The sequence below is a fragment of the Kitasatospora sp. NPDC088861 genome, assembly GCF_044750105.1.
Lineage (GTDB): Bacteria > Actinomycetota > Actinomycetes > Streptomycetales > Streptomycetaceae > Kitasatospora.
This window is the reverse complement of record NZ_JBIVJF010000007.1, coordinates 66430-88113: the sequence shown is the minus strand read 5'-3', so window position 1 is coordinate 88113 and position 21684 is coordinate 66430. Positions and strand designations below refer to the sequence as shown.

Genomic DNA, 21684 nt, shown 5'->3' with positions numbered 1-21684 from the left:
CTGAGTCGCCTGAGTACCCGATCTCCTGAGCAGTCGAGAAACCGAGTAGTTGAGGAACTGACGTGGTGGACGCCCTCGCCGCCCGGCTCGACGCCGGCACCTATGAGGTCCTGCGCGGCCGACTCGCCCGGTCCGCCGCCGAACTCGCCGACCGCGCGCAGGCGTTGAACGCCCGCCGGGTCGAGGAGTTCGGCGGCGGGGAGCTGCGGCTGGTCGGCACCGGCCGGCTCACCACCGGCCGGGCCTGCCTCCCGCAGGACCTCACCGCCGCCGGTGGGCTGCTGCTGCTCGGCACCCGCCCGGGCAGCGCGCCCGACACCGCCGCCTCCGCTTCCACCGTCTCCGCCACCATCTCCGCCTCCGGCTCCGTTTCCGCCGGCGCCCCGTCCGAGGGCTCCCCGGGTGCCGGGCCGCTCGGCGAGGTCCTGAGCGTCCACCACCCCGACCTCACCCCCGCCCCCACCGAGGGCACGCTGCTGGACGACCCGCGCCTGCGCCAGGACCTCGCCGACCTGCACCGCTACTTCCGCGACGCCCGACTGGAACGGCTGCGCCCCGTCAGCGGCCGCCTGCTCGCCGTCTTCCGCACCGGCCCCGCCGCCGCCGACGTCCGGGTGCTGCGCTGGCGCCCCGTCGACGACCTCGCCGACGACGGGCACCCCGCCTACCAGGACGGGCGCGGCGAACGCGACCACACCGCCGCCGACGGCCAGCAGCTCGCCTGGACCACCCTCACCCGGGACGACCAGCTGCCCGCCGCCCCCGGCAGCCCACCGCGCGCCGACCTCGGCGGCGAACTCCGGCTCGGCATCGACGGCGGCCGGTTGACCGTCACCGCCCCCGACGGCCGCGAGCTGCACCGCGAACCCCTCGCCGAGGCCCTGCAGACCCTCGCCGACGCCCAGATCGCCCACGCCCGGCTCGGCACCCTGCTGCTGGTGCGCGTGCGCCCGTACCAGGAGGAGACCGTCCGGCACCTGGTCTGCCACCTGCCCACCGGCCGGGTCACCCGGATCGACGCACTCGGCCAGGCCTGCCTGCGGCTGCCCGCCGACCAGGGCGTGGCCTTCCCCGGCGGCTGCCACCTCGCCGACGGCACCGTGCGCAGCTACGACCAGCCGGTGGACGGCCTGGCCTACGAGCGCACCCTCGTCTCGCCCAACGGTGAGGACGTGCTGTACGAGTTCCGCTCCCCCGCCGACGGCCGCGCCCTGCTCCAGCCGTACAACAGCGTCCGCCAGGAGGCCGCCGCCCCGCTGCCCTGCCAGGGCTACGCGCTGCTCGCCGACGGCACCCTGATCGCCCTCCGCCCGGCCGAGGACGGGCCCACCCGGCTGCACCCCGTCCAGCTGTGGCAGACCCCGTTCACCAGCGAGCGCCACGCGGCCGCGCAGCCGCCCGGCACCGGCCCGCTCGCCCGGATCGGCAACGCCGACCTCGTCCGCGGCCTCGCCGACTGCCTCTCCCTGGCCCGGCTCGCCGCCGCCGGCGCCGACACCCCGGCCGGCCACCAGGCCGTCCTCGCCGCCTGCACCCGCACCGCCGACCGGCACCACTGGCTGGGCCAGCCCGGCCTCGGCGACCTCGCCGCCCCGCTCGCCGAGATCCGCGACACCGCCCGGCAGGTCATCGCCGAGTACGAGGCCGTCGCCGAACTCACCGCGCACGCCGCCCGGCAGACCGAACAGGCCACCGAGCACGTCGAAGGCCTGCTGCGCACCGCCCGCGGCGAGACCCTCGCCGACGCCGCCGAATGGGTCGACCGGCTCGCCGGGCTGCGCCGCGCCCAGGGTCGGATCGAGGCGCTGCGCGACCTGCCGCGCGCCGACCCCGCCCGGATCGACGCGCTCGCCGCCCACCTCGCCGACGGCCTGACCGAGGCCGCCGCCCGAGCCGTCGGACACCTCGCCGAACCCGAGGCCTTCGCCCCGCACCGCCGGCGCGCAGGCGAACTCGCCGACCGCTGCGCCGCCCTCGCCACCGCCGCCGAAGCCGAGCCGCTGGGTCTCCAGATCTCCGAGCAGAGTGAGGCGTTGCAGACCGTCTCGGAGCTCGTAGGCACCCTCGACCTGGCCGACGCCACCACCCGCACCGCCATCCTCGACCGGCTCGCCGACGTCCTCGGGCTGCTCAACCGCGCCCGCGCCGCCCTCACCGTCCGCCGCCGCGACCTGCGCACCCGCGAGGCCGCCGCCGAGTTCGCCGCCGAAACCGCCCTGCTCGCCCAGGCCACCACCGCCGCGCTCGCCGCCGCCGACACCCCCGAGGCCTGCGACGACCAGCTCGGCCGACTCCTGCTGCGGATCGAACAGTTGGAGACCCGCTTCGCCGACGCCGACCCGGCGCTGGGCGAACAACTCGCCGACCGGCGCACCGGAATCCACGACGCCCTCACCGCCCGCCGCCAGCACCTGCTGGAGGAACGGGCCCGCCGCGCCGACCGGATCGCCGCCTCCGCCGAACGCATCCTCGACACCCTGCACCGGCGGCTCACCGCCCTCGACACCGCGGCCGAGATCGACGCCGCCCTCGCCGCTGACCCGACCGCCGTCAAACTCCGCGACCTCGCCGCCCAGTTGACCTCGCTCGGCGACCGGGTCCGGGCCGAGGAGCTGACCGGACGGCTGCGCGCCGCCCGCAGCCGCGCCCACCGGGCCCGGCGCGACCGCGCCGAACTCGCCGGCGACGGCCCCGGCACCCTGCGGCTGGGCCGCCACCTGTTCGCCGTCACCACCCAGCGGCCCGAACTCACCCTCGTCCCCTGGCGCGGCCGCCCCGCCTTCACCCTCACCGGCACCGACTACCGCTCCCCCGTCACCGACCCGGCGTTCGCCGCCACCGAGCGCTACTGGGGCCGGCCGCTGCCCTCCGAGACCCCCGCGCTCTACCGGTCCGAATACCTCGCCGCCAGCCTGCTACTGGCCGCCGAACCGGACGGGCTGGACGCCCTGCGCGACACCCTGCGCACCGAGGACGACCTGCTGGAGTTCGTCCGCCGCGCCGCCGAACAGCGCCCGGACGAGGGCTACCAGCGCGGCGTCCACGACCACGACACGGCGCTACTGCTCCGCGCCCTGCTCGAACTCCACGCCGAGGCAGGCCTGTTGCGCCACCCGGCGGCCGCCCGGGCGGCCGCGCAGCTGTACTGGGCGCACGGCGCCGACGAGCGGCAGCGACTGGTCTGGCACACCCGGGCCCGCTCGCTCGCCCTCGCCCTCACCCTCGCCCGGCAGGCCTTCGTCGCCGCACCGGACCCGACCGCGCCGGGCCCGACCGCTCCGAACCCGACAGCATCGGACCCGACCGCGCCGGACCCCACCGCGCCGGCCCCGGCCGCACCCGCGGCCCTGGCCGCGCTTTCCGTCCTGTCCGACGAACTGAGCTCCGCCGTCACGGAGTTCACCTCGCACCCGCAGCCCGCCGGCCCGTACCTGGTGGCCGAACTCGCCGCCGCCACACCCACGTTCGCGTACGCGCCGGGGGCCGCCGCGCTGCTCGACAAGTTCCACGCCGCACCCGAATCCGTCGGCCTCACCGAAGCGCTGGCCGCACTGCCCGCCGAACCCGCCCTGCTGCCCGCCAGGCGCCAACTCGCCCAGGCCTGGCTGGAGTCGAGCGCCGTCGACGCCCACCCCGGAGACCTCGCCGAGGCCGCCGCCGCGCTCCTCTGCCCGTCCCTGCCACGCCGACCCGCCGAAGGCGCCGCCACCACCCGCCTCACCGGACTGCTCGGCGACCACCCCCGGCTCCCGGGCGGCGCGCTCGACCTTCGCCTCGACGAACTCCTGACCCGCGTCGCCGAGTTCGCCGCCACCGAGGCCCCCGGACACCGCGCCTACCAGCGGCTGCGCGCCGACCTGCTGGCCGCCGAGCACACCCGGCTACGACTCGACCAGTACCGGCCGGCCCCGCTCAACGGCTTCGTCCGCAACCAGCTCATCGACCAGGTCTACCTGCCGCTGGTCGGCGACAACCTCGCCAAACAGCTCGGCACCGCCGACGCCGGCGGACCGGTCGACCGCAGCGGCCTGCTGCTCCTGGTCTCCCCGCCCGGCTACGGCAAGACCACCCTCGTCGAGTACCTCGCCGAACGGCTCGGCCTGCTGCTGGTCACCGTCAGCGGCCCCGCGCTCGGCCACCGGGTCACCTCCCTCGACCCCGCCGAGGCCCCCGACGCCACCTCCCGCCGCGAGATCGAGAAGCTCAACTTCGCCCTGCACGCGGGCGACAACGTGCTGCTCTACCTCGACGACGTCCAGCACACCTCGCCCGAGCTCCTCCAGCGCTTCATCCCGCTCTGCGACGCCCAGCGCCGGATCGACGGGGTGTGGGACGGCGAGGCCCGCGAGTGGGACCTGCGCGGCAAGCGCTTCGCCGTCGTCATGGCCGCCAACCCGTACACCGAGTCCGGCCGCCTCTTCCGACTGCCCGACATGCTCGCCAACCGCGCCGACGTCTGGAACCTCGGCGACGTCATCGCCGGGCGCGAGGACCTCTTCGCGCTCAGCTTCGTCGAGAACGCGCTGCCCGCCAACCCGCACCTGGCCCCGCTCGCCACCGCCGACCGCGCCGACCTGGACACCCTGCTGGCCCGCGCCACCGGCACCCCGGGCGGCACCCTCGCGGGTGCCTGGCCCGCCGCCGAGGCCGACCGGATGACCGCCGTCCTCGCCGGACTGCTCCACCTGCGCGGCACCGTCCTCGCCGTCAACCGGGCCTACCTGGCCTCCGCCGCCCAGGACGACCGCACCCGCACCGAACCCCCGTTCCTCCTCCAGGGCTCCTACCGCAACATGGCCAAACTCGCCCAGCGCCTCGACCCGGCCCTCACCCGCCCCGAACTCGACGCCCTCCTCACCGACCACTACCGCGCCGAAGCCCAGCCCCTCGGCGCCGACGCCGAAGCACAACTGCTGAAGCTGGCCGAACTCCGAGGCGGCCTCACCCCCGCCCAGGCCACCCGCTGGGAGGAGCTCAAGCGCACGTGGCGGGGGTGACGCGCCCGGCGGCCGACCCGGATCCACCGGAGTCGGCCGCCAACGAGGACCGGCCGGCTACGAGGACCGGCCGGCTACGCCCGGCCGAGGACGTCGTCCACGAGCTCCAGCCACAGGTCGAGTTCAGGCGCCGCGAGCTTGAAGATGTGCTTCGATCCGCGCAGCCGCTCGTAGGAGGCGACCAGTTGGTGGGCGACCCGCTCGGTCTCGGCCGGTAGGACACCGTGGATCAGGTCGGTCCAGCGCGGCGCGTTCCTGCCGCCGTCGTAGAGCTTCTCCAGCGGAAGGGCCCGGCAGGCCGTCCAGGTCACCAGTTCGGGCGCGTACTCCAGCAGCTTGTAGCAGCCCGTGTTGTGGCGCCTTCGGATCCGGGCGATGGCCTTCTGCGTCTCGCGCCTGGCCTCCACCGCGACCTGGACGCTGGTCGCCCGCAGGTTCTCGTGCACGATGCTCCGGTAGGAGGCACCGGTGATGTCCGACCAGAGCGCGTCCAGGCCTTCAGGGGTGTGGAGTTGATGGCTCAGATAAGGGCGCGGCGCAGCCGAGAGCGCCGCGAGCGAACGGAACACGTCCGCGGGCGTGAATCCCACCGGGTGCGGCCCGGCCACGATGCCTCGCCGGGGGTCGAAGTAGCTCCCTTCCGCCTGGAACTCGGCCTGCACCGCAAGCAGGTGCGGACAGCGGGCGAGATTGTCCTGCGGCACGGCGGAGTTGACGTAGCGGTCGGTCTGGTCGCAGAACTCGCGGACCCGGTGGCGGCCGTCGCCGGTCACGACGATGACCGACAGGACGGCCTTGGCCAGGTCTGCGGGCGGCAGTTCGCGGGAGATGTGGGCGATCGTGACGAGTCGCTGGAACCCGTCGAAGCACTGCACCCCCGCCAACCCGAGCCGCCCCGTCCCGGCCACCCGGTCCGGTTCCCAGTGCAGGCTCTGCGCACCGAGGATGACGGGACCGACCAGCCCGAACTCCTCCGGCCGTTCGCGTAGCAGGGCCGCGAGGGCCTGGTTCCCCGGACTGTCCGCCAAGTAGCCGCGTCGGCTTCCGAGCACGACGGCCGCATCGGGCATGGCGGCCAGGCCCGCCAGCTCGGTCGCGCTGATCTGGGTGAACCACCGGTTGCCGAACGTCGCGGCATGAAGCGCCCTGAGGATGTGGCGGTCGGGAACCCAGCCGGTCTCTGCCGCCAACGAGAGTCCTCGCCAAGCACCGAACGGTGCGGCATTGTTGTCCATGGCCGGTTCAACGTCGTAGCGGCGACCAGGTTGCGGCGCAGGGCGCCCCCGTGCGGGAGAGTTTCGATCAAGCCGAACTGCGCCGGTTCGGCGTCCCGGCGGGCGAGGTGACTCAACCTCCGTTCCACGATGCACGCCGTCGGCGGGGGTCATTTTGCTCCCGGGAAAATATGTAGACCGGTCTACATTTGGCTGCTCGATGGAACCCGCGCACAGGAAGTCGGCCTGTCCGACTTCCTGTGCGCAACCCGTTCAGATTAAGTAGACCGACCGTCATATTCTTCCGCTCCGCCCTCACGCCCCGCCGACTGTCCGCCTACCGCCGACGGGCAGCCGCCAGCAGGGCGGGGACGGTGGCGAGCTTGACGCGGGGGCGGCCCTCGGCCTCGCCCCGGGCGCGCTCCGCCCGCTCCACAGCACGCAGTCCCTTGAGCCCGACGGCGTCCGGGCGACGGTGGCGGATGAGGCGGTCGAAGTCCGTACGGCTCGCCGCCGGGGCGGCCAGCGCGTGGGCCGCCGCGTCGTCCAGGAGCGCGTCCACGGTCTCGCGGGCGCACGCCCGGTTGGCGCCGATCCCGCCGGACGGCCCACGCTTGGCCCATCCCACCACGTACGTCCCGGGCAGCGGCCGCCCCGTCGCCGGGTCCACGACCCGCCCGCCCCGGTGCGCGACCGTCGCCGTCCGCTCGTCGAAGGGCAGCCCGGGCACCGGTACGCCCCGGTGCCCTATGGAACGCACCACCAGGCCGGCCAGCAGCGTGTCCGTCTCCCCGGTCGGCTCGGCTGCCCGGCCGCCCACGAGGGTGGTCCGGGCGACGGTCAGGCCCGTCACCCGCCCGCCCCCGGTGGACGCGCCGGGCCCGCCGGGTTCACCGGGTTCACCGGGCGGGGTGAACGCGGTGAGCGCGGTCGGCGCGGACAGGAAGCGCAGCACGATCCGCCGGCCCGGCGCCGGCCCGGCACCCCCGTCGAACGGCACCAGCGGCAGCCCGGCGAGCAGTGCAGCCCTCGCGTCCGACGCGGTCGGCGCAGCGGCCGTTCCGGCGGTCGGCGCAGCGGTGGTCCCGTCGGCCGTCCCGTCGTCCGGCGCGGCGATCGTCCTGGTGGCCGCCTCGATCGCCGCCCGCACCTCCGGGTGGTCCTCGACCACCACCTCGACGCCCGGCAGTTGCCGCAGCGCCAGGAACTCCGCCTTGGTCCAGGCCGCTTGGGCGGGCCCGCGCCGGGCGAGCAGCACGACTTCCCGCACCCGGCTGCGGCGCAGTGCGGCGAGGGCGTGGTCGGCGATGTCGGTGGTGGCGAGCCGGTCGGGGTCGGTGAGCAGGATGCGCGCGATGTCGACGGCGACGTTGCCGTTGCCGATGACGACCACCCGTTCGGCGCCGGGCCCGGACAGCTCCACCGCGTCGGCGGGCACGGTCGGTTGGGCGTTGTACCAGCCGACGAAGGTGGTCGCGGGAAGGCTGCCCGGAAGGTCCTCGCCGGGGATGCCGAGCCGCCGGTCGGCGGCCGCGCCGACCGCGTACACGACGGCGTGGTGGTGGGCGGCGAGTTCCTCGTGGGTGAGGTCGGTACCGATGTCCACGTTGAGGTGCATCCGCAGCCTGGGGTCGTGGAAGACGCCGGCGAAGCTGTCCGCGATGCGCTTGGTGGACTGGTGGTCGGGCGCGACCCCGTGCCGCAGCAGGCCGCCGGTGACGGGCAGCCGGTCGATCATGGTGATCTCGGCGCCGGTGCTGCGCAGCAGTTCCTGCGCGGTGTACCCGGCGGACGGGCCGGTGCCGACGATGGCGACGCGCAGCGTGCCGATCCCGTTGGGCAGGCTGCGCGGGAAGGTGGGCGCGCGCCAGGCGTGGTCGTTGGGGTGGTCGCGGTACCAGTCACGGTTGAGGTCGCCGAACACGGTGTCGGGCCCGCGCAGCCGGTCGACGGGGAACACCGCGTCCACGGGGCAGGCATCGGCGCAGGCGCCGCAGTCGATGCAGGCGGCCGGGTCGATGTACAGCATGTCGGTGGTGCCGAACTCCGGTTCGTCCGGGGTCGGGTGGATGCAGTTGACCGGGCAGACGGACACGCACGAGGCGTCGTTGCAGCAGGTCCGGGTGATCGCGTAGGCCATGGCCGGGGTGGGGTCCCTCGCTACAGGTGGTGAAGTGCGGGAGTCGGAACCTTTGTTGACGTGTCGCGTTTGACGTGTCGCTTTGACGTGTCCGCCTTTGACGTGTCGTCAGAGCATGTGGATGCGCCGGTAGATGGCGGCCGAGCGGCTGGTGAGCAATCCGGTCTCGGCGAGGAACGCGATCAGGTGCCGGGAACTGGTGCGCATCATCGCCTTGCGGTGCTCGTTGGCCCGCACTTCGGCGATCGCCCGCTGGGTGTCGAGCCCGGCGGCCCGGTAGACCCCGGGGTGCACCATGCTGGAGACGATGACGTACGCGCCGACGGCGATGCCGGTGGCCGAGGTGCGGCGGCGGGCGGGGCCGGCGTGGCGCACCCGTTCGCGGATCTCCTGCCGGGCGAACTTCATGTGCCGCGACTCCTCGACGACGTGGATCCGGGAGGTGCCGCGGACGATGTCCAGGACGTTCTCGCCGCGCATCCAGTCACGCTGCATGACGTCGAGCACCTCTTCGGCCACCAGGATGCCGCCGTAGGCGAGTTCACCCTTCGCCAGGGCCTTGAACGCGCGCCCGGCCTGGGCGATGACCTTGTTCGGCCGGTACGCGGGGACGCCCATCTTCTCGCAGGCGCGGGCGAACATGATCGAGTGGCGGCACTCGTCGGCGATCTCGGTGAGCGCGAACTGGAACTCGGCGTTGGCGGGGTTCTTCAGGTACTGATCGCGCAGCACCATCTGCTGGAGGATCATCTCGAACCATATCCCGGTGTTCATGATCGAGCAGACCTCGTGCCGGGTGAGGGTGACCCGCTGGTGCTCGGTCATCTCGTCCCACAGCCGGGTGCCGTAGAGGGTGCTCCACTCCGGGTTGAGGCCGTAGTGGTCGGCTGGAAGCGGTGCGTCCCAGTCGATCTCGGTCGAGGGGTCGTAGGAGAGGGTCGCGGCGGACTCCAGCAGCCGCTTCGAGACGTCGTCGTCGGCCGCGGTGTGGCCGTGCGCACCCACCGCCCGCCCTGCCGCCGCGTTGGTGAGAGCCATGGATGCCTCCAGATGCCTGCCCCTACGGGTGCCCGCTCACCCGCTTATTAGACGGACAGTACAATAAGAGCCCGCCGCCGAGAACCCCTTGCGCAGCACCGGACGGCGCACGACCACAACTCCCGCGCCCCTTCCCGTCCGTGGCCTCCCCCAGCCGCCCCCTCCGCCCCTCTCCGTCCCCCGGATACAGTGAGACGTGATCGCCAACCAGCCCGAGGCGGGTCCGGAGCGCGTCGCCCCCACCGGCGTACGGAACTTCCGCGACGCCGGCGGCGTCGGCTCCCTGCCGCGCGGCGTGCTGTACCGCTCCGCAGCCCTGCACAGCTTGCACGGCCTCGCGGCGGAGGGCGCGGACACGCTGCGGCGCCTCGGCCTGCGGACGGTCGTCGACCTGCGCAGCGACCCGGAGGTGGCGGAGCGCCCGGATGCCGTCGACCTCGTCGACGCCCGGTACCTGCACGCACCGGTCTTCACCGAACGACGCTGGCCTGCCGACCAGTTGGAGCTGTACCCGCTGATGGCCGAGCGCGCCGGCGCGGCGGCAGTGGCCGTCCTGCGCCGACTGCTCGTCGGCGGGGGCGAGGCCGCGCCGGTCCTGGTCCACTGCGCCTCGGGCAAGGACCGCACGGGAGTCGTCGTCGCCGTCCTGCAGACGCTGCTGGGCGCCTCCGAGGCGGAGGTCCTCCAGGACTTCCTGCGCTCGAACGACGAACTGGGCCTGGCCAAACCGCCGCCGGCCGGGGCCGCGCACAACGCCCTGCCCGTACGCGAAGTGCATCTGCGGCGCGCGCTGCTGTCGATCCGGAGTCACCACGGATCGGTGGCGGAGTACCTCCTCGCGCACGGCGCGCAGGCGTCGGAGCTCGCCGAGGCACGGCGGATCCCGGCCTGAACGAGCAGCCGGGCAGGGGCCGTTGATTCCTCCGAACGGGCCCCCGCCCGGTGCTGCGCCGAGCCGTACCGCCCCTGGTTGCGCGCTACGCGGCGCCCAGCGCCTGCCGCAGCGCCTCGGCCGCCTCCGCCGTCGCCTCCCGGAAGCGGCGGCCGATGCCGAGGTAGCTGGCGTAACCGTGGATGAGGTCCGGCTGGCGGCTCAGGCGCACCGTCACCCCGGCCGCTTTCAGCGCCTCGGCGTAGGCCTCGCCCTCGTCCCGCAGCGGGTCGAAGCCCGCGGTGCCGACGTACGTGGGCGGAAGCCCGGACAGGTCGGCGGCGAGCAGGGGCGACAGGCGCGGGTCCGTCCGGTCGGCCGGCGCGGGCGCGTAGCGGTCCAGGAACCAGTCCATGTCCGCGCTGGTCAGGAAGAACCCGTCGGTGAACAGGTCGCGCGAGGGCCGCCGGACGGAGGCGTCGACCGCCGGGTACAGCAGCAACTGGAACACCGGCGCCGGACCGCCCCGCCGCACCGCCGCCTGTGTGGTGACGGCCGCCAGGTTCCCGCCCGCGCTGTCGCCGCCGATCGCGATCCGCTCCGGATCCGCGCCCAGGTCCGCCGCCTTGGCGTACGCGAAGTCGAACGCGGCCAGCGCGTCGTCCGCAGCCGCCGGGAACGCGTGCTCGGGCGCGCGCCGGTACTCCACCGACAGCACCCGCACCTGCGCCCGCTGCGCCAGGAACCGCACCACGTGGTCGTGGCTGGCCCGACTGCCGACCACCCAGCCCCCGCCGTGCAGGTACACCAGCAGCCCGGAACCCGCCGCCAGCCTGCCCGGCGTGTACAGCGTGGCCGCCAACTCGCCGTACTCCTGCGGGATTCCGACGTTCCGGACGGCTACCGGCTGGATCGTCGCCCCGCCCACCAGGTACCGCGCGTGCTCCATCGCCTCCCGCGACGGCCCGACCCCGGCGGGCAGCACCAGGGCGGCCTTCGACAGGCGCTGCAACTTGAGGATCAACTGCGCGTCCAGCGAGAGCACTTGACCGTCCCGCACCACCGGCGCGCCCGCGATCGCCCGCCGCAGCCCCTCCGGCAGCGCGTACGCGCCCCGGACGACGGCGGACTGGATCCGGACAGGGAAGGGAATCGCCATCTCTGCTTGCCTCCTGGAGCCTCACCCGGAGCCCTCGACCGGGGGCTGGGGCCGGGAGCCCATGATGGGCCCGGCCCACCCCGGGCGGAAGCCCCTCTCGACGCCCCCTTCACCCACCCTCGACCACCGACGCCCTCTCCGGCAAGAAATATGTAGACCGGTCTACAGTTTCTCCATCGCCGCCACTTCCACCGCCTCCATCCGCGCAGGAAGTCGACCAGGCCGACTTCCTGCGCGCGCACCACCCGGGCGGCGGCAAGGAATCAGTAGACCGACCGACATATTCTTCCGGAACACCCCTCCCACATCCGCGCCCCACCCACCCTTGCGCTGTCACCCTTCGGTCGGAGTCGGCGACGGGCCCTCCGCATGGGCGGGCGACTTCCTTCAGGAATCCTTCCGCGCCCGACCGGCCTGACCAGCCCGACCGCTCAGCCCGTCAGCCCCTCGGCCTCTCGGCCCCTCAGCCCGTCAGCCCGTCAGCCCGGCCCGGCTCGTCGGCGAGCGCCGGTCCTCGGCGTCGAACGCCGCCAGGGAGCGCGCTCCGGGCCCGAGGGCGGCTTCCAGCGCGCGCAGGACGTCACCGTCCAATCCCCCCACCGCCTCGGCGAGTTCCTCCGCCACGTCCCGGGTGAGCTCCGCCGCCACGACGCCCTCGGGCGCACGCGGACCGAGCTTGCTGACGGCGGCGGCGGCGCGGGCGGGGGTGAGGAGTGCCGCGGCCTGGACCAGGAGCCAGGCGGGGACCCCGGCCGCGCCCTGCGGCGGCGGCAGGTACGGGCGGGCACCGTCGTAGCGCTCGTCCTCGGCGAAGGCCCGCTGCTTCACCTTCACCACCGGACGCGCGCCGACCCCCTCGGGACCCGTCTCCCGCCAGGTACCGGCGGGTTTGAGGACGTAGCCCTCGCCGAGGTTGTCGGCGAGTTCGGGGAGCCCGAGGAGCGCGGGGACCAGGGTGGGGAAGGCGGCCGGAAGTTCCTGGAGCACGGTGAGCGCACCGTGCCCGATCGAGGGGGCGCAGGCGAGTCCGGCGGTGCCCGCGGCGTCACGCAGGTCACGGTCGGAGATCCAGGACCGGCCCTCGGCGGTGTCGACGGCGGCATCGAAGAGCAGCCACTCCAGCCCCGGCGCGTACCAGACGCCGGTCTGTACGGGCTCGACTCCGGCGACGGCGGGCACATCGGGGTGCGGGTAGCACCCGCCGGCCAGTTCACCGTAAACAGTCACCACAGCGCCCCCACCTGCGCCCCCGCCCGCGCCCCCGCCCGCCGCCTCGCGCACCGCCGAGGCGAACCGGGCGGCCGCCACCGCCAGCGCCGGCCAGACCCGGCTGACGCCGAAGAAGCCGTCCAGCGCGTCCTCCCCCAGGAGCTCCCGCCGCTTGGCCGGACGAACCGCACCCCCCTCACAGACCACCGCGAAGTGCGCCCCGTGCACCTTCTCCACGGCAACCCACTCCCGGTTCCCGGACGCGGAGAGCCGCCCCCTCGCCGAGATCTTGGGGTACGGCCGCAACGCGGAGCCTTCGAACCTGGTGTCAGCCACACCCGAAATCATCGCCGCGAGCCCCACCCCCGGACAACGGAGTTTCACCTCCCCCCACAACCCCCGCTACGCGCAGCCCCAGCCATCACAGAGCGCCCGCGCCGGGACAATCCTTGGAGCAAACGGCAACGTCAGCAGACGAATGCCGCACAAGGTGGCAGATTGACCACGCCCTCCCTACCAGCACGGGAATGAGCCGCCCTGGCCGCGCTGGAACCGTTACCCGGGTAGACAGCGCCAACGTAAGGCGATCCAAGAAGTGCGGTAGCCACCATCGAAACCCGAGGGTCGCTGAGCCCGGGCGAGGTTCAGGGTTCGTGTGTCTACAGCGTCGAGGGGACCGCCAGCAGGCGCCCGGAGTCGGAGGCATGGCCGGTGGGAGCTCCGATGTGCCGCAGGGTGGGTGGGGCCGGCGGGGCTGCCAACTGTGCGCAAAGATGGGCGATTTACGCAAGGGCGGGCAGGTGGAGGCGGGGTCGTCCGGGCGGGGGGTTCGGTCGGTGTGGCGGGTGCGACCTGGGGTGGAGGGGGTTACGTCGCGGGCAGGACGCGGTGGGGGTGGGGGCGGGCCTAGCGTGGCGGTATGTCGACAACTTCTCGGTGGCGGACTGCTGTGCTGCTCGCCGTGCCCATTGCCGTCCTGCTTTCGCTCGCCGGTCCGCAGGCCGCGCTGGCGGCTTCCCCGACGGCCGGAACGCTCTCGTTGAGTGCGGCTGCGGAGGTACCGCAGGTGCCCGCGCCGACGACGCGACGGGCGATCGGTGCCACGTCCGTCCACTTGGTGGACAAGGCCCGGCACGACCCCTGGCGGGCGGACGCCGCCAGCCGCGAGCTGATGGCCACCCTCTGGTACCCGGCGCAGTCCGCGCGCGGGGAGCACGGGGAGCAACTGCCGTACATCTCCCCCGAGGTGTCGTCCGCGCTGTTCGGCACCCCGGCTCTCAGCGAGGTCGGGACGGGCGTGAAGGCCCGTACGGTGCCCGCGCCCGGGCGGCACCCCGTGGTGGTGCTCTCCCCCGGTTACGGCTACAGCCGCACCTCGCTCACCGCCCTCGCCGAGGACCTCGCGGCCCGGGGCTACGTGGTGGCCGCGCTGGACCACACCTACGAGACAGTCGTGCAGTTCCCCGACGGGCGGGTGGAGACCTGCCTGATCTGCGATCAGGTGGACGACCAGCGGGCGGCCGAGGTCACCCGCAGTCGGGCGAAGGACATCAGTTTCCTGATCGACCAGCTGACCGCGCCCGGGCCGGGGCTGGTCCGCGGGTTGCAGGTCGACCGCTCCCGGATCGGCGCGGCCGGCCATTCGATCGGCGGCGCGAGCGCCGTCGAGGCGATGAGCGAGGACCGGCGGATCCGCGCCGCCGCCAACCTGGACGGCGACTTCTTCGCCCCGCTGCCGGCCGACGGCCTCGCCCGCCCGGTGCTGCTGCTCGGCGCCCAGCGGCACGCCGGCACGCCCGCGACGGCCAACTGGGACGAGACCTGGCAGCACCTGACCGGCTGGAAGAGCTGGCTGGACCTGCCGGAGGCCGGCCACCTGTCGTTCTGCGACATGCACTGGCTGGTGGACTCCCTCGGCGTCCGTGACCAGCTGCCGCCCGACACCACCCCGGAGCAGTACGGCACCATCAAGGGCGACCGCGCGCTCGCCGCCACCCGGGCGTACCTCGGCGCGTTCTTCGACCGGCACCTGCTCAACCGCCCGAGCCGACTGCTGGACGGGCCCTCGACGGCCTTCCCGGAGGTTCGCTTCGCCAAGTAGCAAGTGGCGATTAGCGAGTGGCAAATGGCGGGTGGCGGGTGGGCCGCAAACCGCGCGGCGGGCCGGGGCACCCGATCAGGTGATTCGGCCGCCGCAGGGCCGTGACCTGCGGCGAATCGGGGCAGTCCTCCGGCGCAGCCGCCATCCGCGGCGGTTCCCCGGACACTCTGGAGTGACGACATGCGACGGATCAGCAAGGCGCTCGGCGCGGTGGCCCTGGCCGCGGTGGTGGCAGTGGCGGTGCCCGGCTCGGCCCAGGCGGCCACCGGTCAGCTCCGGGTCGGCTTCAGGTCCTACAACAACCCCTCGGGTTGCTACGGCAGCGACATCTGGCCCCTCATCGTCGAGAACCGCACCGACAAGTCCGCCCAGGTCTACGACCAGCCGGGCTGCGCGGGGTCCGTCATCGCTGTAGTACCGCCGGGCGAGAGCGGGACGTTCGAATTCGGCGCGAGCGTGAAAATCGACTGACCCTTCCGGACACGCAACGAGGCCGGTCGACCCGACGTGATGCCGGGTCGACCGGCCTCCTCGGTTCGCTCCCGTCGTCACCGGGGCGGCGACATCATGACGTGTTCATGCGAATGGGCCGATACGCAGGTGGATCGCAGGGGAACTGTCTGCGGAGTCCCGTCCCCCACCCAGGAGGTCCCCTCATGAAACGACTGCTCCTCGCCGCCGGCATGGCCACCGCCGTCCTGAGCCTGACCGGTGTCGGCGCCGCCGGCGCGGCCGACGGGGCCGACGGGGGCGTGCACGGCGCCCCGGGCAAGCGGGTCGGTGGAGTGATCCGGTGCGATGAGGTGAGCAGCGAGCCGCCGAACGTGTTCGGCCGCTCCTGCGACAGCACCACCTGGGGCCCGCTGAGCGACTTCGTCGTCATGGACCGGACGACGCGCGCGGCGTACCAGTGTCAGACCGGCTGGGCCGAGGGCTCCCTGTGGGTGAACGGCCAGAACTGCCGCCCCATCCCCGCCTGATCGGCGGTCGGCTCCGGGTGTCGGCGCGATCGACACCCAGTCGCCACTGTGGAACCAGAACGGCCGGTCGGCTGTCGAGTCGACCGACCGTTCTGGTGCGGCGAATCGGCACAATCCTTTGACCAGCAGCGATCCACCCGAGCGCCAGGCCAGCAGCGATCTACCCGAGCCCTGGGCCAGCAGCGATCCACCCCCGCGCCGGATCAGCCGCCCAGGGCGTCCTTCAGCCAGGGGGCGATCACGGCCATCGCCTCGCCGAAGCGCGAGATGGCGCAGTGGCCGGTGTCCGGGATCAGTTCGACCCGGGTGTCCCGGCGGCCCTGGAACACCAGGGTGTCGTCCAGGGGGACGTGGACGTCCTCGCTGCCGTTGACCACCAGCATCGGCCCGTTGGCGTCCTGGTCCAGCAGCGGGCGCAGGTCGAAGGCCGCGAAGGCCGCGTCGAGCTCGGCCCTGCTCGGCGCGGCGTCGAAGCCCAGGGCGTTGCCGACGATGCCGTCCATGCCGAAGGCGAAGCCGCGACCGGGAGCGAAGGAGCGCTCCACCGGGCCGCCGAGCACCACGGAGGCGTCCACCGATCCCGTCAGTCCGGTCCGGGCGGAGTAGTAGCCGCCCATCGAGATGCCGAAGTGGCCGACCTTCCCGTTGCCGGCCGTGCGGGCGAAGGAGACCAGTCCGGCGATCACCTCGGCCCCGCCGTCCGGGGTCATCGGCAGGTGGGCGGTCTCGCCGGTGCCGGGGAGGTCGAACAGCAGCAGCCGCGCCGGCAGGGTGAACGCGAGCTGCTCCCACATGCCGTGCAGGTCGGTCTTCCAGGAGTCCACGCCGCCGCTGGCCAGCACGACCGGCGCGTCGGCGGGCAGGCCGGGGGCGGCCATCAGGTGGATCGGCAGGGTGGCGTCGCCGCCGCGGTACGGGACGGTGAGCGTGCGGCGCTCGAACTCCACCGGGAAGCCGGGGGCGGCGAGGACGTACTGCTCGACCTGGCGGGCGAGCGCGGTGCGCTTCGGCTCGTCGGCGAGCGAGGGGAACTTGGCCCAGCCGTACGCCTGCGCGGCCAGGCGGTGGCGCCCGGCCTCGGCGTGCCGGGCGGCGAGGGCGGACCACTCGTACACCCAGCCGCCGGGCCGGTCGGGCCACATCTCGGTGACGGCGGCGCGGACCGCGTCCACCTCGTCGGCGGGGAGGCCGAGGGTCATCTGCGGGTAGCGCTCGACGAAAAGGTCCTGCGGGTCCAGGGGCCAGGTGAAGGACATAGTGGTGCCTCCTGCTGCGCTTAAAGCCGGGACGCTTGCATTAACGACTATGCGCCCGGGCGGCACCTAATGCAAGCACTCTTGCGTTAATGTGGTGGCCGAGGTGATCAACACATGACCGAAGAAGGGCCGGAGCCGACGTCGGAGCCGGAGCCGACGCCGGATACGATCCGCCGACGCCCGGGCGGCCGTGCCGCGCGCGTCCGCCAGGCCGTCCTGGCCGCCGCCACGGAGGTGCTGGCCGAGGAGGGCATCGACCGGCTCAGCATCGCCGGGGTCGCGGCCCGCGCAGGGGTCAACGAGACCACGGTGTACCGGCGTTGGGGCAGTCGGGAGAAGCTCGTGCTGGACGCCCTGCTCACCGGCAGCAACGAAGGCATCCCCGTCCCCGACACCGGAACCGTCCGCACCGACCTGGCCGCCTTCGCCCGCGCGCTGGCCGGATACCTCGCCACCCCGACCGGCCGGTCCGTCGCCCGGGCGGCCGCACTCAGCTCCGACGACCCCGACCTCGCCGAGGCCTGGCAGACCTTCTGGCAGTCCCGCCTCGACCAGGCCGGCGTCATCGTCAGCCGAGCCGTCGAACGCGGGGAACTCCCGACGGACACCGACACGGCCCTGGCACTGGAACTGCTCTGCGCCCCGCTCCAGACCCGCTGCCTGCTCGGCCACCGCCCGATCGAGCCGGATCTGCCGGAGCGCTTGACGGACATTGTGCTGGACGGCCTGCGGGGAGGAACCAAGGGCTGACCCTCAGCCGCCGGGAGCCGGCCCCGCCGGGGCAGCGCCATCCCCGAGGGCCCCTCGAAACCACGAGGAGGCCCCCCGGGGCCTCCGGACAGCGAAGAGGCCGGTCGATCCGACGTCATGTCGGCTCGACCGGCCTCTTCATGGTCCGACGACCTGTGACTCGTCCGCTGCCGCATGCGGATCGACCCATCGCTGAGCCGTGAGGTCCTGGGCGAGGTCCGGCCCGCGGTGAAGTCGACAGAGCAATCGTCAATCTCCAACGGCAGTGGATACGGCGGTTCGAGCGTGGCGCCCCACAGTCCCGTACGCGGCGGTACGGCGGATGTCCAGGTCGGCAGGCGTGCCCCAAGTGAGGCCCTCAGCAGGAGCCGGGTGGCGGTTCGGCGGTGCCGCAGCGACCGTGGCTCACACAAGGCATCAAGGCCCGGGACAGACAGGGTTCAATCCTGTGAGGTCAGCAAGTCGAATGCGCCTCGGATGATGGCCTGGCCTTTCAGCGCCATGGCGACCTTGTCAGGGGCTGTACCGGCGTCCGAGACCATCAGGCTGGTGACCAGAGTGCGGTCGTCGCTCGTGTGTGCCAGGTAGTTCAGCGTGATGACGCCGGGTTCGCTGCCGCCTTTGTACCAGACGGTCGGGAATCGGGACGGGGCCAGATTCAGTCCGTCGTCGTTAAGGGTGAGTGCGTGCTCGATCTCGGGCTGGTCGAACCGCCACAGCGCCGCGTAGGCGTTGCAGATGTCGATCGGTGAGGCGAACCATTCGATCTGGTCGATCTTCCTCGGCTGGGGCCAGGTCTCGCGAACGTCGGGCAGGGGGAGTCGTTCAAGCTCCCGCAGCGCGGCGGAGCGGTGGTGTTCGGGCAGTGCCAGGTACTCGTCCGCGCGGGCCGGGTACTGGTTGGCCTTGAGTTGGAAGAACGCCTTGGTGGTCAGGCACGGAATGTTCGCTCGGGGCTGCTGGTGGCCGAACAGGTCCATTTGGTGCGCCACCGCGTCATGGCCGAGCCGGTGGATGAGGTGGTCGGTCGCGGTGTTGTCGCTGAGGGAGATCATGCAGTCGGCGGACTCGGCCATCGTGACCGCGGTGCCGGCCGGGTAGTCCTGCAGTCGGCCCGAGGGCAGGCTCTTGTGGTCATCGCGGATGACCAGCGATTCGTCCCAGGACGCTCGCTGTTCGCTGACGGCCTGCGCGAGCGCGCCCAGCACATACAGTTTGAACGCCGAGCCGATCGGCCGCTGGGTGTCGGCGCGTACACCGTGCACCAGCTCGCAGCGCCCATCCGGGCCGATCCGCGATGCGGCGAACGACACGCGGGCTCCCAACTCGGCCAGCATGTCGTCGACTTGGGTCCACGACGAGAGCGGCGCCTCGTCGGGAGTGAGGCTCACATCATTCACCAGGCCCGAGGGAGCCACACACACCCGTAGAAGGTAGTCGCCGTCACGGCCGCTGACCGCCGCCTGCACGTGATCCCGACCCGACTCGACGATCTTGTTCAGGGTGAGCGGACCCAGTTGGTGCAGCACTGCGTTGAAAGCGTTCGGACCGCCGCTGGCAGCCAGGAGTGGCGCAGCTATGTGGTCGTGGATCTCGGTGTCCGTCATCGGCACCCGGGCCGAGGCGTCCACAAGCCAGCCCACCTGGGCCTGGGCGGTCGGCGGTGGCGCGTCCGTACCGGGATTTTCGATCATTTTTGCCCCCTCCGCAGGGTAAGAGCCGAGGGAGGCGGTCCCGCTCTCGGCGATCGATTCAACTCTGCTGCTGCGAACCATACTTGTTCACGCGAGACCACGGGTTCCGGGAACCTGCTGGTGGATGGTCCCCACCGCGTCGACGTCGAATACAAGCCCCTGGCCGCCGGGCCGGTGCATCGCCAGGCCGGGCCGGGTTGCCGCCGATGTTGCCAATGTCGCCGATGTCGCCGATGTTGCCGATCTTCAAACCAGCCCGCTGTCCGCGAGTGTCACACGCTTGTCGTCCCACCCCGATCACCCGGTGACGCCGTCGATTCCCTGCGCTGGGTGGTTCTTCCGGAAACGCTCCCTTCGACAGCGCCCCCTCCGACAAGGTCCCCTCCCGGGAATTCGCCGACCGCGCTGTCCTGCGCAGCAGAGGGTTATCTGATCTTCGTCAGCGTCGATGTCGCGGGGAAGGACGTGGCGGCCCGGAGGTTCACCGTCTTCAACGTGTCGCCGATGAGCGTCCACTGGAAAGCGATCGAGGACATCACCTACCCCGGCAGGCTCCGCGACGACCTCCAGCGATTCGGCCGCGACCCCCTTCCGCTTCGCCCGGCCCCTGTCACCGCTCACCTGCCAACACCCGTCCCTCACCGGCCCAGGCACGTCGGCCTCACGGTTGGACGGCCGCCCGAAGACCCGGACGCAGCAGGGGAATGGGCGTTCGGTCGATGCCGCTGCGTCATCCGGGTGGACGGCGGGCGGTGTTCGGATCTCGGTGTGCCGCGGCGCGGGCTCCCTGGAGGTAGGGATGGTCTGCGCTGCCGGGTGGCAGCGGTTCGAAGAACCATGAACGGAGTGCTGGCCACAGATGATCAGGAAGCGCAAGGAACGGACCGGTGGCATGATCGCGCTGCCGCAGGCACCCGCCGTCTGCCCCGCAGGCGGGCTGTCGAAGAACGGACAGCGGGGGTGGGTGCGGGTCGGTGCCGCGCTGTCGCTGGGCGGCGTGCTGACCGCCGGGGCGATCGCGCCGACGCCCGCCCAGGCGACACCCCGGCAGAACCAGCAGGTCACCGACTTCTCGACGCCGGGTGACAGCTCGTACGTGATCACGCCGAACGTCACCTCCCTGCAGATCGAGGCATGGGGCGCGGGTGGCGGCGGCGCGGGCGGCGGCGGCGGGGCCGGTGGCGGCGGAGGAGGAGGCGGGGGTGGTACCGGCCTGTCCATCACCACCCGCACCGACGGCGGCGACGGGGGCCGCGGCGGCAATGCCGGGGGCGGCGGCGGGGGTGGGGCCGGCGGGGGCGGCGCCTACACCAAGTGCGTGTTCCCGCTGGACGAGACCCAGCCCCTCACCGTGACGGTGCACGTCGGATCCGGGCGGGTCGCCGCACGTGACGGCGCCGGCGGCCCCGGTGGGACGGGAGGCACCGGGGGGACAGAGGGAACCAACAACCTCGGCGTCAACGGCGGCAACGGCACTACCGGCGCCGGCGGCACGCAAGGCGTCTTCGGCGGGGACGGCGGCGAGTCACGCGTGTTCTTCCGGGGAGGTGTTCCGCCTCACACCCTGGAACTGGCGTTCGCCGGCCCTGGCGGCGGCGGCCACCAGGGCACCGGAGGGCGGCCCGGCGGCGCGGGCGGCGGCGGTGGTGGAGGCAGCATCCTGACCAGTTCGAACGGCACACCCGGCGCGAGCGGCGCCAACGGCAACGGTGGGACGGGCGGGACGGGCGGAGCACCCGCCACCCGGCCGGGAGCAGTGTGCCCCGAGGGTTCCGCGACGACGTTCTTCGGCGGCACCGCCGGTGGCGGCGGCACGGACGGCACGGGCGGAAACAACAGGGTGACAACCGGCGCGGGCGGGCCGGGCAGCACGGCCGGCGGGGTGCCGACCGGCCCCGCCGCTCCGGTACCGGGAGTCGGTATCGGCGGTAACGGCGGCACCGGCGGGACCGGCACCACCGGTGGATCAGCAGGTGCCGGTGGAACCTCCGGCATCGACCCCACAAAGGGTGGCGCCGCCGCGGCCGCCGGTGCGGGCGTGGCAGGCGCGGCGGGCGGCAACGGCTTCGTCAGGATCACCGCGATCCTGAGCTAGGACCGCGACAGGCCCACCGGTCCCGCACCGCGACGATCGCGCCGCGATGCGGACCCGGTTCCGGCACCCCGGGGTGGGGGGGGGGGGGGTGAGCAACCCCCCCCCCCCCCCCCCCCCCCCCCCCCCGGCGGGGGGGTTGATTTTAAAAAACAAAACACCGCCCCCCCCCCCAACAAATAA

Annotated in this window: 14 protein-coding genes; 7 read left to right on the top strand and 7 right to left on the bottom strand. The window is 73.2% G+C overall.

Translation table 11 applies throughout. The features are described 5' to 3' along the window. Positions 1-62: 62 nt before the first annotated feature. A complete protein-coding gene (locus ACIP37_RS15325; RefSeq protein ID WP_363580328.1) occupies positions 63-4997 on the top strand; it encodes a DNA repair ATPase in 4935 nt (1644 codons plus the stop codon). 74 nt (positions 4998-5071) lie between these two features. Here ACIP37_RS15325 and ACIP37_RS15320 read toward each other — a convergent pair whose 3' ends face one another. From ACIP37_RS15320 to ACIP37_RS15310, 3 genes are all read right to left on the bottom strand, one after another. Then, positions 5072-6187 carry a hypothetical protein gene (locus ACIP37_RS15320; RefSeq protein WP_400807385.1) on the bottom strand — a complete coding sequence of 372 codons (1116 nt, stop codon included), beginning with the start codon at positions 6185-6187 and terminating at the stop codon, positions 5072-5074. A gap of 361 nt (positions 6188-6548) precedes the next feature. Next, the gene (locus tag ACIP37_RS15315; RefSeq protein WP_400807382.1) at positions 6549-8351 is read right to left on the bottom strand and encodes an FAD-dependent oxidoreductase; all 1803 of its coding nucleotides are present in this window, start codon (positions 8349-8351) and stop codon (positions 6549-6551) included. Between the two features lie 108 nt (positions 8352-8459). Further along, the gene (locus tag ACIP37_RS15310; protein WP_363618774.1) at positions 8460-9389 is read right to left on the bottom strand and encodes a diiron oxygenase; all 930 of its coding nucleotides are present in this window, start codon (positions 9387-9389) and stop codon (positions 8460-8462) included. Between the two features lie 196 nt (positions 9390-9585). Here ACIP37_RS15310 and ACIP37_RS15305 point away from each other — a divergent pair, with 196 nt between their 5' ends. Beyond that, positions 9586-10281 (top strand): tyrosine-protein phosphatase, encoded by a 696-nt coding sequence (locus tag ACIP37_RS15305; protein WP_400807379.1) that lies wholly within the window; start codon positions 9586-9588, stop codon positions 10279-10281. An 85-nt stretch (positions 10282-10366) separates the two neighbouring features. On the opposite strand, the gene ACIP37_RS15300 is transcribed toward ACIP37_RS15305, so the two are convergent. Together ACIP37_RS15300 and ACIP37_RS15295 are read right to left on the bottom strand one after the other, a co-directional pair. Next, positions 10367-11419 (bottom strand): alpha/beta hydrolase, encoded by a 1053-nt coding sequence (locus tag ACIP37_RS15300; protein ID WP_363580318.1) that lies wholly within the window; start codon positions 11417-11419, stop codon positions 10367-10369. A gap of 471 nt (positions 11420-11890) precedes the next feature. Further along, a complete protein-coding gene (locus ACIP37_RS15295) occupies positions 11891-12964 on the bottom strand; it encodes an RNA ligase family protein (RefSeq protein WP_400807376.1) in 1074 nt (357 codons plus the stop codon). A 583-nt stretch (positions 12965-13547) separates the two neighbouring features. Between ACIP37_RS15295 and ACIP37_RS15290 the strand changes: the two genes are divergently transcribed. The 3 genes from ACIP37_RS15290 to ACIP37_RS15280 all read left to right on the top strand — a co-directional run bounded on the left by ACIP37_RS15290 (position 13548) and on the right by ACIP37_RS15280 (position 15709). Further along, positions 13548-14729 carry an alpha/beta hydrolase family protein gene (locus tag ACIP37_RS15290; protein WP_400807374.1) on the top strand — a complete coding sequence of 394 codons (1182 nt, stop codon included), beginning with the start codon at positions 13548-13550 and terminating at the stop codon, positions 14727-14729. Positions 14730-14909: 180 nt separating this feature from the next. Further along, positions 14910-15200 carry a hypothetical protein gene (locus tag ACIP37_RS15285; RefSeq protein WP_400807371.1) on the top strand — a complete coding sequence of 97 codons (291 nt, stop codon included), beginning with the start codon at positions 14910-14912 and terminating at the stop codon, positions 15198-15200. Between the two features lie 185 nt (positions 15201-15385). Then, a complete protein-coding gene (locus ACIP37_RS15280) occupies positions 15386-15709 on the top strand; it encodes a hypothetical protein (RefSeq protein WP_363589160.1) in 324 nt (107 codons plus the stop codon). Between the two features lie 203 nt (positions 15710-15912). Here ACIP37_RS15280 and ACIP37_RS15275 read toward each other — a convergent pair whose 3' ends face one another. Continuing rightward, the gene (locus ACIP37_RS15275; RefSeq protein WP_400807369.1) at positions 15913-16965 is read right to left on the bottom strand and encodes an alpha/beta hydrolase; all 1053 of its coding nucleotides are present in this window, start codon (positions 16963-16965) and stop codon (positions 15913-15915) included. A gap of 114 nt (positions 16966-17079) precedes the next feature. On the opposite strand from ACIP37_RS15275, the gene ACIP37_RS15270 reads away from it, so the two are divergent. Next, positions 17080-17715, top strand: coding sequence for a TetR/AcrR family transcriptional regulator (locus ACIP37_RS15270; protein WP_400807367.1), 636 nt, complete (start codon positions 17080-17082; stop codon positions 17713-17715). Positions 17716-18155: 440 nt separating this feature from the next. Here ACIP37_RS15270 and ACIP37_RS15265 read toward each other — a convergent pair whose 3' ends face one another. Continuing rightward, a complete protein-coding gene (locus tag ACIP37_RS15265; protein WP_400807364.1) occupies positions 18156-19409 on the bottom strand; it encodes a serine hydrolase in 1254 nt (417 codons plus the stop codon). An 859-nt stretch (positions 19410-20268) separates the two neighbouring features. Here ACIP37_RS15265 and ACIP37_RS15260 point away from each other — a divergent pair. Further along, complete coding sequence (locus ACIP37_RS15260; RefSeq protein WP_363589152.1) at positions 20269-21504, top strand: hypothetical protein; 1236 nt, start codon at positions 20269-20271, stop codon at positions 21502-21504. The last annotated feature ends 180 nt before the right edge of the window (positions 21505-21684 follow it).